Annotated in this window: 15 protein-coding genes; 4 read left to right on the forward strand and 11 right to left on the reverse strand. The window is 60.0% G+C overall.

What is annotated here, in order from left to right:
* Window positions 1-34: 34 nt before the first annotated feature.
* The gene (locus OKC27_RS17125) at window positions 35-463 is read right to left on the reverse strand and encodes a GNAT family N-acetyltransferase (protein WP_042061919.1); all 429 of its coding nucleotides are present in this window, start codon (window positions 461-463) and stop codon (window positions 35-37) included.
* Between the two features lie 179 nt (window positions 464-642).
* Between OKC27_RS17125 and rdgC the strand changes: the two genes are divergently transcribed.
* The gene (gene rdgC, locus OKC27_RS17130; protein WP_058054337.1) at window positions 643-1,554 is read left to right on the forward strand and encodes a recombination-associated protein RdgC; all 912 of its coding nucleotides are present in this window, start codon (window positions 643-645) and stop codon (window positions 1,552-1,554) included.
* Window positions 1,555-1,834: 280 nt separating this feature from the next.
* Here the strand turns inward: rdgC and OKC27_RS17135 are convergent, their stop codons facing one another.
* Window positions 1,835-2,305, reverse strand: a complete 471-nt coding sequence (locus OKC27_RS17135; protein WP_182970645.1) for an FKBP-type peptidyl-prolyl cis-trans isomerase — start codon at window positions 2,303-2,305, stop codon at window positions 1,835-1,837.
* Between the two features lie 174 nt (window positions 2,306-2,479).
* Window positions 2,480-3,628, reverse strand: a complete 1,149-nt coding sequence (locus OKC27_RS17140; protein ID WP_270795971.1) for a Na/Pi cotransporter family protein — start codon at window positions 3,626-3,628, stop codon at window positions 2,480-2,482.
* 259 nt (window positions 3,629-3,887) lie between these two features.
* Between OKC27_RS17140 and OKC27_RS17145 the strand changes: the two genes are divergently transcribed.
* On the forward strand, window positions 3,888-4,271 hold the full coding sequence (locus tag OKC27_RS17145) for a hypothetical protein (RefSeq protein WP_182970646.1): 384 nt from the start codon (window positions 3,888-3,890) through the stop codon (window positions 4,269-4,271).
* 140 nt (window positions 4,272-4,411) lie between these two features.
* Here OKC27_RS17145 and OKC27_RS17150 read toward each other — a convergent pair whose 3' ends face one another.
* The 4 genes from OKC27_RS17150 to OKC27_RS17165 form a co-directional block, all read right to left on the reverse strand.
* Window positions 4,412-5,758, reverse strand: coding sequence for an APC family permease (locus OKC27_RS17150; protein ID WP_042063535.1), 1,347 nt, complete (start codon window positions 5,756-5,758; stop codon window positions 4,412-4,414).
* Window positions 5,759-6,547: 789 nt separating this feature from the next.
* Window positions 6,548-7,897, reverse strand: coding sequence for an APC family permease (locus OKC27_RS17155; protein ID WP_182970647.1), 1,350 nt, complete (start codon window positions 7,895-7,897; stop codon window positions 6,548-6,550).
* A 366-nt stretch (window positions 7,898-8,263) separates the two neighbouring features.
* A complete protein-coding gene (gene gabT / locus OKC27_RS17160; protein WP_201933792.1) occupies window positions 8,264-9,553 on the reverse strand; it encodes a 4-aminobutyrate--2-oxoglutarate transaminase in 1,290 nt (429 codons plus the stop codon).
* A 245-nt stretch (window positions 9,554-9,798) separates the two neighbouring features.
* Window positions 9,799-11,262, reverse strand: coding sequence for an NAD-dependent succinate-semialdehyde dehydrogenase (locus OKC27_RS17165; protein WP_270806521.1), 1,464 nt, complete (start codon window positions 11,260-11,262; stop codon window positions 9,799-9,801).
* Window positions 11,263-11,678: 416 nt separating this feature from the next.
* Here OKC27_RS17165 and puuR point away from each other — a divergent pair, with 416 nt between their 5' ends.
* Entirely contained in the window at window positions 11,679-12,281 is a 603-nt protein-coding gene (puuR, locus tag OKC27_RS17170) for an HTH-type transcriptional regulator PuuR (protein WP_201933790.1), read from the forward strand.
* 45 nt (window positions 12,282-12,326) lie between these two features.
* Window positions 12,327-13,604, forward strand: a complete 1,278-nt coding sequence (locus OKC27_RS17175) for an NAD(P)/FAD-dependent oxidoreductase (RefSeq protein ID WP_201933789.1) — start codon at window positions 12,327-12,329, stop codon at window positions 13,602-13,604.
* Window positions 13,605-13,731: 127 nt separating this feature from the next.
* On the opposite strand, the gene OKC27_RS17180 is transcribed toward OKC27_RS17175, so the two are convergent.
* The 4 genes from OKC27_RS17180 to OKC27_RS17195 form a co-directional block, all read right to left on the reverse strand.
* Window positions 13,732-13,980, reverse strand: a complete 249-nt coding sequence (locus tag OKC27_RS17180; RefSeq protein ID WP_005338226.1) for a DUF3297 family protein — start codon at window positions 13,978-13,980, stop codon at window positions 13,732-13,734.
* A 112-nt stretch (window positions 13,981-14,092) separates the two neighbouring features.
* Window positions 14,093-14,521, reverse strand: coding sequence for an N-acetyltransferase (locus tag OKC27_RS17185; RefSeq protein WP_201933786.1), 429 nt, complete (start codon window positions 14,519-14,521; stop codon window positions 14,093-14,095).
* A gap of 137 nt (window positions 14,522-14,658) precedes the next feature.
* Complete coding sequence (locus OKC27_RS17190) at window positions 14,659-14,970, reverse strand: putative quinol monooxygenase (RefSeq protein WP_201933783.1); 312 nt, start codon at window positions 14,968-14,970, stop codon at window positions 14,659-14,661.
* Window positions 14,971-15,379: 409 nt separating this feature from the next.
* Window positions 15,380-15,604: IS5/IS1182 family transposase (locus tag OKC27_RS17195; protein WP_032299746.1), on the reverse strand; the 225-nt coding region annotated here is incomplete at its 5' end.

Here is a 15,604-nt window from a genome sequence, read left to right on the forward strand (position 1 = left end):
CTTTTTTCAAGTAAAACAGGGGGCTGGCATCGATTCAGGCCGGTTCGCAGCACATCCGGTATTGGGGGTGGCCGGTGAGGGGATCGGACTCCTCGGCCTCGATGACAAAACCGTGGCGGCGATAGAAACGCACCGCCTGATCATTCTCGACAAAGACCCGGGCGTGGAGCGACGCCCCCTGACGCTTCGCCTCCTGCAGCAGGGCGTGGCCGACGCCGCGGCCCTGACGGTCGGGGCGCACGAACAGGGCGGCGAGATAGTTATCTACCAGCGCCATAAAACCGAGCAGATCGCCGCGCTCCTCGAACACCCAGATGGCGGCGCGATCGAGATAGCGGGTACGCAGATCCTCCTGGGCCTGCCACCAGCAGGAGGCATCGACGAAATCGTGGGCCTGCAGGGAGGCCAGCAGCCAGATTTCAACGACCTCTTCCATGTCTTCCGGGCGACTTGGCCGTAACATAATTTCATCCTTGTTAACAACTGGCACTCTCGCAGTCTAGGGGAACTTGGCAAGGGCTCAGGTGTTATAAATGAGACCCTGTGAGGTCGATCGCCCTTTATTTAGCGAGAATGATTGGCTGATCACAAAGCGCCTCTCTAGTACAATGCCCGCCGGACAATCTAGAGACCGAGGACGCCATGTGGTTTAAAAACCTGCAGATTTATCGCTTTACCCGCCCCTTTGACCTGACCGTGGATCAGCTGGAAACCCAGCTGGAAGCCTGTGCCTTCACCCCTTGCGGCAGTCAGGACATCTCCCGTTTCGGGTGGGTCAAGCCCCTTGGCAAATTCGGCTCAACCCTGACCCACTCTGCCTCCGGCCACATCCTCATTTGCGCCCGCAAAGAGGAGAAGATGCTGCCCGGTAGCGTGGTCAAGGAGATGCTGGCCGAGAAGGTAGAAGCGATCGAGTTCGAACAGGGACGCGCCCTCAAGAAGAAAGAGAAGGAAGCGCTGAAAGAGGAGATCCTCCACACCCTGCTGCCCCGTGCCTTTAGTCGTACCAGCCAGACCTTCGCCTGGATCAATCCGGCCGACAATTTAATGGTGGTGGACGCAGGTTCTGCCAAGAAGGCGGACGATCTGCTGGCGCTGTTGCGCAAATCCATCGGCTCCCTGCCGGTGGTGCCGGTGGCCCTCAAGAACCCGCCCGAGATCACCATGACCGAGTGGTTGAACGAGGGCAATCTGCCCGCTTCCTTCACTCTGGAAGACGAAGCCGAGCTGCGCAGTGCCATGGAGCACGGCGGCATCATCCGCTGCAAACAGCAGGATCTGATGACCGACGAGATCAAAAACCACTTGGCCAACGACAAGCTGGTGACCAAGCTGGCCCTCAACTGGGGCGAGACTGTCAGCTTCGTGCTGGGGGATGATCTCTCCATCAAGCGCCTGAAATTCAGCGAAGAGCTGCGCGAACAGAACGACGACGTCACCAGCGAAGATCCGGCCGCCCGTCTGGATGCCGACTTCGCGCTGGTCACCTCCGAGCTGGCCCAGTTTATCCCGGCGCTGTTTGCCGCCCTGGGTGGCGAGGAGCAGTCCATCTAACCGGACTTGCGCCTGTTTGGCCTCTGCCATCCCATCGTAAAAACCGCCTTCGGGCGGTTTTTTTGTGGGCAACAGATGGGCGGGTGGCCGTTATGCAGAAAGGGATGGGGGCAAGGAAGGCTGCAAAAAGAGAGGGCCGACAAGTGATTTGTCGGCCCTTTCAGGTTTAGTCAGGCTGTTTTGAAATGAGCCACGCGCTGTTACTGAATGCCCGGCAGCTCCACATCAAAAATCAGCACGAAGGCTTAGTGGGATATTGCCACAGGGGCGTTCTGCGCGGTTACTGGATACCCAACAACTCTACGTCGAAGATCAGCACCGATCCCGGCGGGATTTTGCCCGCGGCGCGGTCGCCGTAGGCGAGGTTGGCGGGGATGTAGAAACGGGTCTTCTCACCTTCCACCATCAGCTGTACCCCTTCGGTCCAGCCAGCGATCACCTGATTGAGACCAAACTCGATGGGCTCGCCACGAGCGACCGAGCTGTCAAAGACGGTACCGTCCAGCAGCTTGCCCTCGTAGTGCACCTTCACCTTGCTGGTGGCGGTGGGATGAACGGTGCCGGTGCCCGGGGTCAGCACTTCGTACTGCAGGCCGGAGGCGGTAGTGGTCACCAGCGGCTTCTCCTTGTTGCTGGCGAGGAACTCGGCGCCAATCCGCACGTTCTCAACAGCCTGTTTTTTGCTGTTGCTGCTGGAGTAGAAGTAGTAGGCCACACCGGCAATGAGCAGCGCGATCAGTATGAATTTCATCGGTTTTTCCTGTTCCATGAAATGTAAAAAGTGCAATGAGGGCGCCATCTTATCGCGCACCGCTCCTGATGGCGAGCCACAGGGCGGGAGGATGTGAGCGGGCAGGCAAAGCCCGGCGACGTAGACGCAAAAAGGGGCGAGTCGGTGACTCGCCCCTTGTCATGGCGGCGGCGCTTACTTGGCGGCCACCATCATCAGGGCGGGCAGGGCGAAGAAGAGACCCGCCACATAACCCAGTGCCAGCAGCTTGTTCTCGCTGCCTACCCGGGCCAGCCCCTCTGCGGCGCGCACCGGCAGGTCACGCAGCAAGGGGATGCCATAGATGAGCACCACGGCGAAGACGTTGAACAGCACGTGGACCAGCGCAATGGTCATGGCCAGCTGGGCACCGGCTCCGCTGATGGCGGTGGCAGCGAGCAGGGCGGTGATGGTGGTGCCGATATTTGCCCCCAGGGTGAAGGGGTAGAGCTGACGAGTGCTGAACACGCCGCCACCGGCCAGCGGGATCATCAGGCTGGTGGTGGTGGAGGAGGACTGCACCATGATGGTCACCAATGCACCCGAGGTGATGCCGGTCAGCGGGCCACGGCTCAGCGCCTTGTGCAGCAGCTCTTTGGCGCGGCCGACCAGTACCTGTTGCAGCACTTTGCCGAGCCAGGTGACGCAGGCGAGGATCAGCAGGATACCGATGACGATGGTGGCGATGGCGGCACCCTTGCCCGGCAGGAAGGCGACGGCGCTATCGATCAGCTGCTGGGCCGGTGCGGTCAGCGGCTTCATGAAATCCATGCCCTTCATCGACATGTCGGCGGAGCCCACCAGCAGGTTGGCCAGCCACTCGGCGCTGTGTTGCAGCAGGCCGAACATCAGCTCCAGCGGCAGGAAGATAAACACCGCCAGCAGGTTGAAGAAGTCGTGCACGGTGGCGGCGGCGAAGGCGCGGCGGAACTCGGATCTGTCACGGATATGACCCATGGAGACGATGGTGTTGGTGATGGTGGTGCCGAGGTTGGCCCCCATTACCATGGGGATGGCCATGCCGATGGGCAGGCCGCCCGCCACCAGACCGACGATCACCGAGGTGACGGTGCTGGAGGATTGCACCAGCGCGGTAGCGAGAATGCCGAGCAGCAGGGCGACAAAGGGGTTGTTGGCAAAGGCGAAGATCCGGGCTGCACCCTCGGCGCCGCCGGAGAAATCTTTGAAGCCGTGGGAGATGGCGGCCACGGCGACCAGGATCAGGTAGACCAGTACGATGACACTCATCCAGTTGAACAGGGCGCGGGTCGCGGGCGGCTGTGACAAGGAGTGATGGTGTTGCATAAAGCCTCTTGGGACGGTCGTTCCGTCTTGGGTAGTTGATGACCCGCGCATTTAATCAGTGGTAAATGACAGAAATATGACAAAGTGACACTTTTGTGATGGTTTGATGACTGCGGTTTTTCGGGGCCGGTTCGACAAGAGGTGACGGATCAGGCCGATAATCTGGCGGCCAGGTGACTATCGACACAATAAGGCTTGTGATCCTCGGGCGGGACGCTATGCTGCGGCGTTTCTTTTGAGTCGTGGAGTAATAAGCGTGATGCGAGCATGGGTTATCTCTCTTTCCCTCGGGTTGTTGTCAGTCGGTGTGCAGGCCAAGTCAGTGCTGCAGCCGGAGTGCAATCTGGACAAGGCGCTGAAGAACGAGGCGATGGGTGCCTCCGTCGGGGTCAAGGGTCGTTGTGATACCGAGATGCTGATGCGTCAGCAGAAAGAGAAGGCGAAGGACGAGCTGAAAAATGGCACCGCCGATCTGCGCGACAAGGCGAGCGACAGCGTGCAGGGCGTCCGCGATGATGTCAACGCGACCCAGCGCAAGGCCGACAAGGCTGAAGATCAGCTGAAAAAAGCCCACAAGGATGTCAAAGCGGTGGCCAATGATCCGCTTAAGGCGGCTGCGACCGCGGTGATCAATAACGGTTGATGAGTCAGCCTTCCGGCTTGCTGCCGGGGGGCGGCGGCAAGGGCCGCCAGCGGGTCATCGACAATCGGCGATATAGCGCCGGTGAAATAGCAGAAGGGGAGCCATGGCTCCCCTTCTGTGTATCCGTTATCCGCAGAGGATCAGGCGTCAGCCGCTTCCTCGTACTGACGGAACGGGATACGGAACACCGCCAGACGCAGGAACAGATAGGTCACGCCGAGGCCAGCCCAGATCAGGCCCAGCTCCAGCGAGCTCTGCTCCAGGTTGATCCACAGGGCACCGATGGTGGCGGCGCCGAGCAGCGGCATCAACAGGTAGATGAGGTGATCCTTGAGGGTCTTGTTGCGCTTCTCGCGCACCCAGAACTGACCGATCACCGACAGGTTGACGAAGCTGAACGCCACCAGCGCCCCGAAGTTGACCAGCGCCAGCGCGGTATCCAGATCAAACGACACGGCGGAGAGGGCCAGACCGCCCACCATCAGCACGTTGATGGCCGGGGTGCGGTATTTCGGGTGGATGTAGCCAAACACCCGCTCCGGGATCATCCGGTCACGTCCCATCACGTAGAGGATGCGCGAGACACCGGCGTGAGCCGCCATGCCGGAGGCCAGCACTGCAACGGTGGTGCAGACCAGTACCACGGACTGGAAGAAGGTGCCGCCAACGTAGAGCGCGATCTCCGGCAGTACCGCATCCGGATGCTGGAAGCGGGAGAGGCTCGGGAAGTAGAGCTGCAGGCAGTAAGAGACCACCACGAAGATGACGCCACCGATGAGGGCCGTCAGCACGATCGCCTTGGGGATCACCTTGCCGGCGTTTGGAGTCTCTTCGGAGAGGGAGCTCAGACCGTCAAAGCCGAGGAACGAGAAGCAGAGGATGGTCGCACCGGTAAAGAGCGGCACCATCTGGGCAGAGTCGAAGTGGAACGGACGGCTGCTCATCAGGGTGCCCGCGCCTTCACCGTGGTAGATGCCCCACGCCATCAGGCCGATAAAGAGGGTGATGATGGCGAGCTGGATCACCACGATCAGACCGTTGAAGTTGGCCACCAGATTGATGCCGCGCAGGTTCAGGAAGGTCATCACGGTCACCAGACCGAAGATGAACACCCAGGGCTCGACGCCCGGGAACATGGCGGTCAGGTAGATCTTGGCCAGGAGGATGTTGATCATCGGCATGAACATGTAGTCGAGCAGGGATGACCAGCCGACCATGAAACCGACGTAGGGGTTGAACACCTTCTGGGCATAGGTATAGGCGGAGCCCGCAGAGGGGAACTTGCGTACCAGATGACCGTAGCTGAAGGCGGTGAGCAGGATGCCACCCAGAGCCAGCAGATAGGCGGTGGCGACCCGGCCTTCGGTGATGTCACCGACGATGGCGAAGGTGTCGAAGACAGCCATGGGGGTCAGATAGGCCAGACCCATCACAATCACTTGTGTCAGGGTAAGGGTCTTGAGCAGCTTGGCGTTTTGCGATGCCATTACGCTTTCTCCTCAATCAGTGCCGCAGCACGTGCTTGCAACGAGCGCAGGGATACGATGGATTCGCAAGCCTGTACATCAAGGGCGCCGGGGAGGCGCATACCGGGCTGTACCGGCAGGAAAGCATTAAAACGCCCCATTGTTATCCTCTCAACGTCGGGAGATTGTTTGGCAATCTCGAATATCACTTCCGGAAACGTTCCGGCCTCTTGTGGTGGGTTTGTACTGCACTTCAAAATAGAAAAACCGATGTCGCAGTGAACATCGGTCCTTTATTGGCGGCGTATTGTGCATTCGGTCAGCCCCCTTGACAAGCAATAATGGCCGAAAAACCGCATTTTTTTTGCATAACCGGGTGGCAGGTAAGTGGTCACTCGCCCCCTGCGGCTCGTCCCGGGCCTCCCCCCCTTTTTCGGGGGGGTAAACGTCCCCTTCCGTTGCGTATGAAAAAACGGCAAATCTGCGCTGCAGGGTGCATAAAGCCTCAACATTGATCCTGATCATATTTGCCATGGCCTGCCCGTGAGCGGGTCATGCCATGTTATCGGCTGACGGGTGAGATAGAGGGGGACGTGGAGGGAAATATTGCCTGCATATCCATTCACTTTAATGACTATGCTCATGGCGCAGTTTGGCCACGGCCGTGGCATGGCGAACTATGCGGGTGGGTAGTTATTTGAAATCAGTCACACTTCTCGCAAAAACTGCACTTCGGGAAACCCGCGCACCGCAGAAACAACAAGGAGCCCGCAGGCTCCTTGGTTGTTTATCGGAGGAGGGTGCCAGCGATTACTGGGCGATCTCCACCTTGTCGGCAGTATGCAGCGGGATGCGGAATACGGTGAGGCGCAGGAACAGGTAGATGGCCCCCAGCGCCGCCCAGATCAGCCCCAGCTCGAAGGAGGAGGGCTCGAGGTTGAGCCACAGTACCCCGATGCAGGCGGCGCCACAGAGCGGCAGCAGCAGATACATCAGGTGATCCTTGAGACACTTGTTGCGACCGAGCTTCACATAGAAGTGGGCAATCACCGCCAGATTGACGAAGGTGAAGGCCACCAGAGCGCCGAAGTTGATCAGCGCCAGCGCCATCTCCAGATCCAGCGACACCGCAGAGAGGGCCAGCAGGCCGACCAGCAACACGTTGAACGCCGGAGTCTGCCACTTCGGATGGATGTAACCGAAGAAGCGGGCGGGCAGGGCGCGATCACGACCCATCACGTAGAGCAGGCGCGATACACCGGCGTGGGAGGCGAGCCCCGAGGCCAGCACTGCCACAGTAGTGCAGACCAGTACCACCGCCTGGAACAGCTTGCCGCCGACATAGAGGGCGATCTCCGGCAGTACCGCATCCGGATGCTGGAAGCGAGAGATGTCCGGGAAGTAGAGCTGCAGGAAGTAGGAGGTGGTGACAAACAGCACGCCGCCGATCAGCGCCGTCAGCACGATGGCGCGGGGGATCACCCGATCCGCGTCCGGGGTCTCTTCCGACAGGGTACTGATGGCGTCAAAGCCGAGGAACGACAGACAGAGGATGGAGGCCCCCATCAGCAGCGGCGACACCTGGATCTGCCCGGAGAAGAAGGGACGGCTGCTCGCCACGGTGCCCAGCCCCTCACCGTTGTGAACGCCCCAGGCGATCAGTCCGATGAAGATGGCGATGATGCTGAACTGCATCACCACAATCAGGCTGTTGAAGTTGGCCACCAGCTTGATGCCGCGCAGGTTGAGGGCGGTCATCACCACCGCCAGACCGAAGATATAGGTCCAGGGCTCTACCTCAGGGAACAGGGCGCCCAGATAGATCTTGGCCAGCAGCATGTTGATCATCGGCATGAACATGTAGTCGAGCAGGGAGGTCCAGCCCACCATAAAGCCGACATAGGGGTGAAACACCTTTTGGGCATAGGTATAGGCGGAGCCGGCTGACGGGAACTTGCGCACCAGATGGCCGTAGCTCAGGGCAGTGAACAGCATGCCGATCAGGGCAAACAGGTAGGCGGTCGGCACATGGCCTTCGGTGATCTCGGTGACGATGCCGAAGGTGTCGAACACCGCCATGGGGGTGAGGTACGCCAGTCCCATAACCACGACTTGCCACAGCTTGAGGGTCTTTTTCAGACCAACCTGTTGGGCCGCCATTATGCATGTTCCTCATGCAGTGCCAGAGTGGCACGGTCCATCAACGAAACCGGGAGAGAGGCCCGGGAATCAAGGGCGCCAGGGCGGCGCACACCGGCCATGGCCGGTTGGAAAGCATTGAGATGCCCCATGTTGTTCCTCACAGAATGTGGTGTCGGGAGATTGCTGCCAATCTCGCTATCTTTTCCGGGGGTGATCCGGCCTCGTTTATGGGTTTGTTCACTGGTTAAAAAAGAACCGATGCCATTGTTTTACATCGGTTCTTTCAGTGGCGGCGCATTGTGCATTTGCAGGGCCCCCTTGACAAGAAAAAAAGGGGGCAAAATTGCATTTATTTGCACAGGTGAGCGGTCACTTTCCTGCTGGTCAGGCCAGCACGGCCTCCAGTGATTTTTCAAGGAGTTGCAGCCCCTCGTCAATCACTGCCGCAGGGGCAGTCAGGGGGGCGAGAAAACGGATGACATTTGCGCGCACCCCGCATGAGAGCAGGACCAGACCGCGCTTGCCCGCCTCGGCCACCAGTCGTTTGGTGAGGTCGGGATCGGGCTGGCTGGCATCGCGCTGTTTCACCAGCTCCATGGCCACCATGGCACCGGGGCCGCGAATTTGACCTATGCAGTCAAAACGCTCGGCTATGCGTTCCAGCCCTGCCTTGATCTGCTCGCCCTGATCCAGCGCTTTCTGGTTGAGTTTTTCCTCATCGATCACCTGCAATACCGCCAGTGCCGCGGCGCAGGCGATGGGGGATCCCGCATAGGTGCCACCCAGGCCGCCCGGCTTGGCCGAGTTCATGATCTCCGCCTTGCCCACCACGGCGGAGAGGGGGAAGCCCCCCGCCAGACTCTTGGCCAGGGTCATGATGTCGGGTTCAACCCCCGAATACTCGGTGGCGAAGGTCTTGCCGGTGCGGCAGAAACCGCTCTGGATCTCGTCGCAAATCAGCAGAATGCCGTGCTGGTCGCAGACGCTGCGCAGTTTTTGCATAAAGCTCGGGGAGGCGGGATAGAAGCCCCCTTCACCCTGCACCGGTTCGATGATGATGGCGGCCACGCGACTCGGCTCGATATCGGCGCTGAAGCAGAGGTCGAGGGCGTGCAGGGCATCCTCTTCACTCACCCCGAGATAGTCGGCGGGGAAGGGGATGTGGTAGACCTCCCCCGGGAAGGGGCCAAAGCCGGTCTTGTAGGGCACCACTTTGCCGGTGAGCGCCATCCCCATCATGGTGCGGCCGTGAAAGCCCCCCTTGAAGGCGATGGTGCCGCTACGGCCGGTGTGGGCACGGGCAATCTTGATGGCGTTCTCGACCGCCTCGGCGCCAGTGGAGAGAAACAGGGTGCGCTTCGGCGTCGGGCCGGGCACCAGGGCGTTGAGCTTTTCTGCCAGCTCGATATAGCCGGGATAGGGGGTGACCTGGAAGCAGGTGTGGCTGAATTTTTCCAGCTGTTCACGCACTGCCGCCAACACTTTGGGGTGGTTGTGGCCGGTGTTGAGCACGGCGATGCCGGAGGCAAAGTCGATATAGCGGTTGCCCTCCACATCCCACAGCTCGGCATTTTGCGCCCGGTCGATAAAGACCGGCAGCAGGGTGCCGACGCCGTTGACCACGGCCGCTTCGCGGCGCGCTTGCCACGCCTTGTTTGATTCTGACTGACTCATCTTTCCTCCCTGAGGGGCCGCAGCCCCGATATTCCCTGAACATGTGGCGGGCGATCTGGCGCCCATTGCCGCCGATCGGTGCAGATCGGCAGCCTGTGGTTTGCTCTGCAGCAGCCCTCTTGAGGTGAACAGTGGGCCACATTTAGCCCCCTGCCGCCTAGGGTGAGCTGCTGCATCTATCTATCAAAGCGATGGATTGAGTGGCCAAGGCATCTGTGAATGGGATGCCTTGGCTCTCTGCTGCCCTAGCGAATGGCGCCAAAGCAGAGGTATTTGGTCTCCAGATACTCCTCCAGCCCCTCGGCGGCCCCTTCCCGGCCCAGACCCGACTCCTTGATGCCACCAAAGGGGGCCAGCTCGGTTGAGATGATCCCCTCGTTGATGCCGACCATGCCGTATTCCAGCTGCTCGGCCACCCGCCACACCCGGGCGATGTCGCGGCCATAGAAGTAGGCGGCGAGCCCGTAGGGGGTGTCGTTGGCAATGGCGATGGCCTCGGCTTCGGTCTCGAAGCGCACCAGCGGCGCGACCGGGCCGAAGATCTCCTCCTGCAGGATGGGGTTGGTTTTAGCCACCTTGCCCAAAATGGTGGGTTGGTAGAAGAGGGGGCCGGCGGGATGGGCTTCGCCCCCCAGCAGCAGCTCGGCACCGGCGGCGACCGATTGCTGCACCAGTTCGGCCACCTTGCTGGCGGCGGCGGGGTTGATCAGCGGGCCAATCTGGGTGCCCTCTGCCATGCCATCCCCCACCTTGAAGGCACTGACGGCAGCGGTCAGTTTCTCGGCAAAGGCGTCGTAGACGCTGGCCTGCACCAGAATGCGGTTGGCGCAGACGCAGGTCTGCCCGGCGTTGCGGTATTTGGAGGCGAGCGCCCCGGCCACCGCGGCATCGAGGTCGGCGTCGTCAAAGACGATAAAGGGGGCGTTGCCACCCAGCTCCAGCGACAGCTTTTTCATTGTGTCGGCGCACTGGCGCATCAGCAGCTTGCCGATGCGGGTGGAGCCGGTGAAGGAGAGCTTGCGCACAGTCGGGTTGTTGCACAGCTCGTTGCCCACCGCGCTCGCCTGATGGCTGGTGACGATGTTGATGACCCCGGCGGGGATCCCTGCCTGCTCGGCAAGCAGCGCCAGTGCCAGCGCGCAGAGCGGGGTCTCGGCGGCGGGCTTGATGACGATGGTGCAACCGGCGGCCAGCGCCGGGCCCGCCTTGCGGGTGATCATGGCAATCGGGAAGTTCCACGGGGTGATGGCGGCGACGACCCCGACCGGCTGCTTGATGGTGGCCAGCCGGCGATCACCGCTAAAGCCCGGGATGGTGCGGCCATAGGCGCGTTTGCCCTCCTCGGCGAACCACTGGATAAAGCTGGCGCCGTAGGCCACCTCGCCCTTGGCTTCCGCCAGCGGCTTGCCCTGCTCGCAGGTCATGATGCGGGCCAGCTCGTCGCTGTGGGCGGTGATGGCGGCAAACCAGGCGTAGAGCTTGTTGCTGCGCTCTTTGGCGGTCAGCGCGGCCCAGGCGGGTTGCGCCGCGTGGGCCGCCGCGATGGCGCGGCGGGTATCCTCGGCATCCATGTCGGGCACCTGGGTAATGACGGTGCCGCTGGCGGGGTTGGTGACCTCGAAGGTGCGGCCGCTGGCGGCATGGCACCACTGTCCATCTATATAGGCGCGGGATGTGATCAAGCTGGAGTGAGATGTTGTTCCTGACATGAGAAGCCTCGAGTGTGGGTCAGAGCAGCTGGTTGCCGGAGTGAGCCGACCCTTCCTGCGCCGCTGCCGTATAAAATAATAAGCACAGGAAGACCATAATTTGAGCTGAAATGTTTTTCAAGTGTTAAATATATTTGAATTGCCGGGGGGCGTCATGCTAGAAAATGGGCTGTGTAGCGCGTTTTTCCCCGTTCGCTTGCTGGCTGCAAGTGGGCAAGCGACCGGGAGACGGTAAATCAGGTGTGCAAAATAATGAACGGTTGCGCTGTGTAACATAGTGAACGGCAAGGGAAAGCTGGTCGGCTATTTTAACCAGTAGGGTAAACAGGCCACGCGTGATCCGAGGCGATCACGCGCGAGCAGGGGAGGCTGATGATGCAAGGATGCAGAGATAGCGCAGCAAGAGGGGGCTTGCCATGAGCGGGCCACAGAGCAGGGAGAGCGTGGCCCGTGGGCTGGGTGCGGCAGACGCTGGGGCGCACACCATGGGGGAACGATTGGCGGCGGTGCGCCATCAGCTGGGGCTCTCCCAGCGGCGAGCGGCCGAGCTGAGCGGCCTGACCCACGGCGCCATCTGCATGATCGAGCAGGACAAGGTGAGCCCCTCGGTCGCTTCCCTGCAAAAGCTGCTCACCATCTACGGCCTGCCGCTGTCGCGCTTCTTCGCCGAGGAGGAGAGCCGCACTCCGGAGGTGGTGATCAAGGCTGATCAGCTGATCGAGCTGGGCAGTCAGGGGGTCTCCCTCAAGCTGGTGCACAACGGCAACAACCGTCGCCAGCTCGGCTTTATGCTGGAGACCTATCCCCCCGGCACCGACACCGGAGGTCAGGTGACCCATCAGGGGGAAGAGGTCGGCACTGTGCTGGAGGGGTCGGTGATCCTGACGGTGGCGGGCCAGAGTTATCAGCTGGAGGCGGGCGACAGCTATGTGATCGACACCGGCGAGCCCCACAGCTTCAGCAATCCGTCGGGGGAGACCTGTCGCATCGTCAGCGCCCACACCCCGGCCAGTTTTTAATCCAGGCAGTAGTTTGGCAACCGAACCGGTAAGGAAACAGGGATCATGACCGAACATGTAAACAGTTACTACGCAGCCAGCGCCAATAAACACGCGCCCTACCCGACATTGACCGAGCAGCTGGAGTGTGACGTCTGCGTCATCGGGGCAGGTTATACCGGCCTCTCCAGCGCCCTGCATCTGGTGGAGAAGGGCTACAAGGTGGTGGTGCTGGAGGCGGCCCGGGTCGGCTTTGGCGCCAGCGGCCGCAACGGCGGCCAGATCGTCAACTCCTACAGCCGCGACATCGACACCATAGAAGCGAACTGCCCGCCGGATCAGGCCAGGCTGCTCGGTTCCATGTTGTTTGAGGGGGGCCAGATTATCCGCGAGCGGATCAAGCGCTACAACATCCAGTGCGATCTGCAGGAGGGGGGCGTCTTTGCCGCCGAGACCGAGAAGCAGCTGCACGAGCTCAAATCCCAATACGCCCGCTGGCAGAAGTGGGGCAACGACCAGCTGGAGCTGCTCGATGCCAAGGGGGTGCGCGAGGTGGTCGCGAGCGATCGCTACGTCGGCGCCCTGCTCGACAAGAGCGGCGGCCACATTCATCCCCTCAATCTGGCGTTGGGGGAGGCCGAAGCGATCCGCATGCAGGGGGGGCAGATCTTCGAGCAGTCCGCCGTCACCAGCATCACCCCGGGGCAGCCGGCACTGATCAAGACCGCCAAGGGGGCGGTGAAGGCGCGCTTTGTGGTGGTGGCGGGCAACGCCTACCTCGGCAATTTGGTACCCGAGCTGGCGGGCAAGAGCATGCCCTGCGGCACGCAAGTGATCGCCACCGAAGTGCTGGGGGAGGAGCGGGCCCGTTCACTGTTGCCGCAAAACTACTGTCTGGAGGATTGCAACTACCTGCTCGACTACTACCGCACCTCCGGCGATCACCGGCTGCTCTATGGCGGCGGCGTGGTCTATGGCGCGCGGGATCCGGCGGATATCGAGCGGCTGATCATCCCCAAGATGCTGAAAACTTTCCCGCAACTGGCGGGGGTCAAGGTGGAGTACACCTGGACCGGCAACTTCCTGCTCACCCTGTCGCGGCTGCCGCAATTTGGTCGCATCGGCCCCAACATCTACTACATGCAGGGCTACAGCGGCCACGGCGTCACCTGCACCCATCTGGCGGGCAAGCTGCTCTCCGAGGTGCTGAGCGGTCAGGCGGAGCGCTTCGATGCCTTTGCCAAACTGCCGCACTACCCTTTCCCGGGTGGTCGGCTGTTCCGTATCCCCTTCACCGCCGCGGGCGCCGCCTGGTATACCCTGCGCGACCGGTTGGGGGTATAAGGGCCGCCCGGCGAGAGATGCGTGCTGGTGCTTGCCGCTCTGCGAGCGCAGATGCCAGCAGCAATGCCGGAAACAACGAGGCCACCGCGAGGGTGGCCTTGTTGTTTATCAAACTGCAGTGCGCGGTTTAGCTGTAGAAAGCTTCAACGGTGCCCTTGAGCTTGATCAGGATGGGCTGACCACGGCGATCCAGCGCCTTGGGGGAGGGGATCTTCACCCAACCTTCGCTGATGCAGTACTCCTCGACATCGGTGCGCTCTTTGCCGTTCAGGCGAATACCGATCGGGTGCTCGAAGCAGGCAGCCACATAGTGAGGGCTGCGGGGATTGCAGGAGAGGTGATCCGGCAGAGCCGGTTTGGTGCTGGTATCGCTCATCGATATAACCCGAAATGAATAAAAAGTGGGTCATTGTAGAGAATGCCGCCATGGCATTCAAGGCAGCCAAAAAACAGGTAAAGAGCGCTCGCCATCGCTATGGGCGCTCCGCTTATCCCCGTTGCCAATGCATCACCAGCTCGGGGCGGCCGCTATGCGCGCACAACTGCTGCTCACCCTCTTTGAAACCGTTGCGGCAATAGAAGCGCCGCGCCTGCTTATTCTCGGCGTAGACCGTCAACTCGAGCCGGTCATAGTGTGCCTTGAGGTGATCGAGCAGTCGGCGACCCAGCCCGTGTGACTGATAGCCAGGGGAGATAAACAGTGCGGCGACAGACCCCTGATACCAGGAGATAAAGCCCAGCAGCTGACCATCCTCCTCATAGACCCAGCTCTTGCTGGCGGGCAGGTAAATATCCCTCATCGCCGCCCGTTGCTCGAGCCAAAAAGCGGCGGGAATAAAGTCGTGGGCTTGCGCCGATGCCTGATACCAGAGCTCGACGGCGGCATCCAGATCGGCTGTTAATAATGGGCGGATCATAGTGGCCTTAATAACAAAGAGTGGAAGTAACGTAGGCTCGATGAGCGCAGCGTAATCGGCATTCGCGGTAGCGAGAGGAGGAAGAGTGCTGCGCGCCACCCGGTTCGCCACCTTGGCCAAAACGGCAAGGCTGTGATTTATGTAATCTGTGTCGCCGTCATGCCGGTTACCGTACTTTCTGTCACTGTATAAAAGCGCTCGACATTGACGGTTATATCTCCCCAGCGGGAAGATTTGACTCTGGCCTGATGCGCTTGAAAAGCCGCCTCATCAACAAAATCTTCGTAGACATCGAAGCGGCAGGGATTGAGAGGATCTTGGTTCACCTTAAAGATCAGACAGCCGGTTTCAGATCGGGTTAACTGGATATGGTTATCAAGTTCATCCTTGACCGCAGCCAAATCGTTGGGGGGGACGATAATAAATCCTTTTAATATTACTCTGCTCATTATTCACCTTGAAGGTTGAGAGGCGCCATTATTTCATGTTGAATATTTTATTAGCATTCATTTCGGCAAACTGTCCTGATAAAGTCTGCGCCAAACTTTGTTAAAGTAAGTTCTTTTCTCTCTAGTCTTGTTGATGTTTGCTTGTCTTTTATAATTGTATTTTTCAGCGTTTGAATGTCATTTATTAAATCCACCATTACTCTTGGATAGTCTTCAATTCTACGAGGGACAGAGTAATGTTTTTTCCCCACAAACTTTACTAGGGAAGGTGCGAATAAGCGGGGAAATTCTTCTCGGCTGACTCAGTCATTTCATTTCTTCATGTTTGAGCCGATTTTTTCTCCCGTAAATGCCTTGAATCAGCCTATTTAGACCGTTTCTTCGCCATTTAAGGCGTTATTCCCAGTTTTTAGTGAGATCTCTCCCACTGACGTATCATTTGGTCCGCCCGAAACAGGTTGGCCAGCGTGAATAACATCGCCAGTTGGTTATCGTTTTTCAGCAACCCCTTGTATCTGGCTTTCACGAAGCCGAACTGTCGCTTGATGATGCGAAACGGGTGCTCCACCTTGGCCCGGATGCTGGCTTTCATGTATTCGATGTTGATGGCCGTTTTGTTCTTGCGTGGATGCTG

The organism is Aeromonas sp. QDB62 (genome assembly GCF_027705695.1).
Taxonomy (GTDB): domain Bacteria; phylum Pseudomonadota; class Gammaproteobacteria; order Enterobacterales; family Aeromonadaceae; genus Aeromonas; species Aeromonas allosaccharophila.

Bases quoted from the DNA above. Each gene is read 5' to 3' on its own strand.
- OKC27_RS17125 (WP_042061919.1), bottom strand. From the start codon at position 463: ATGTTACGGCCAAGTCGCCCGGAAGACATGGAAGAGGTCGTTGAAATC.
- rdgC (WP_058054337.1), top strand. From the start codon at position 643: ATGTGGTTTAAAAACCTGCAGATTTATCGCTTTACCCGCCCCTTTGAC.
- OKC27_RS17135 (WP_182970645.1), bottom strand. From the start codon at position 2,305: ATGAAATTCATACTGATCGCGCTGCTCATTGCCGGTGTGGCCTACTAC.
- OKC27_RS17140 (WP_270795971.1), bottom strand. From the start codon at position 3,628: ATGCAACACCATCACTCCTTGTCACAGCCGCCCGCGACCCGCGCCCTG.
- OKC27_RS17145 (WP_182970646.1), top strand. From the start codon at position 3,888: ATGCGAGCATGGGTTATCTCTCTTTCCCTCGGGTTGTTGTCAGTCGGT.
- OKC27_RS17150 (WP_042063535.1), bottom strand. From the start codon at position 5,758: ATGGCATCGCAAAACGCCAAGCTGCTCAAGACCCTTACCCTGACACAA.
- OKC27_RS17155 (WP_182970647.1), bottom strand. From the start codon at position 7,897: ATGGCGGCCCAACAGGTTGGTCTGAAAAAGACCCTCAAGCTGTGGCAA.
- gabT (WP_201933792.1), bottom strand. From the start codon at position 9,553: ATGAGTCAGTCAGAATCAAACAAGGCGTGGCAAGCGCGCCGCGAAGCG.
- OKC27_RS17165 (WP_270806521.1), bottom strand. From the start codon at position 11,262: ATGTCAGGAACAACATCTCACTCCAGCTTGATCACATCCCGCGCCTAT.
- puuR (WP_201933790.1), top strand. From the start codon at position 11,679: ATGAGCGGGCCACAGAGCAGGGAGAGCGTGGCCCGTGGGCTGGGTGCG.
- OKC27_RS17175 (WP_201933789.1), top strand. From the start codon at position 12,327: ATGACCGAACATGTAAACAGTTACTACGCAGCCAGCGCCAATAAACAC.
- OKC27_RS17180 (WP_005338226.1), bottom strand. From the start codon at position 13,980: ATGAGCGATACCAGCACCAAACCGGCTCTGCCGGATCACCTCTCCTGC.
- OKC27_RS17185 (WP_201933786.1), bottom strand. From the start codon at position 14,521: ATGATCCGCCCATTATTAACAGCCGATCTGGATGCCGCCGTCGAGCTC.
- OKC27_RS17190 (WP_201933783.1), bottom strand. From the start codon at position 14,970: ATGAGCAGAGTAATATTAAAAGGATTTATTATCGTCCCCCCCAACGAT.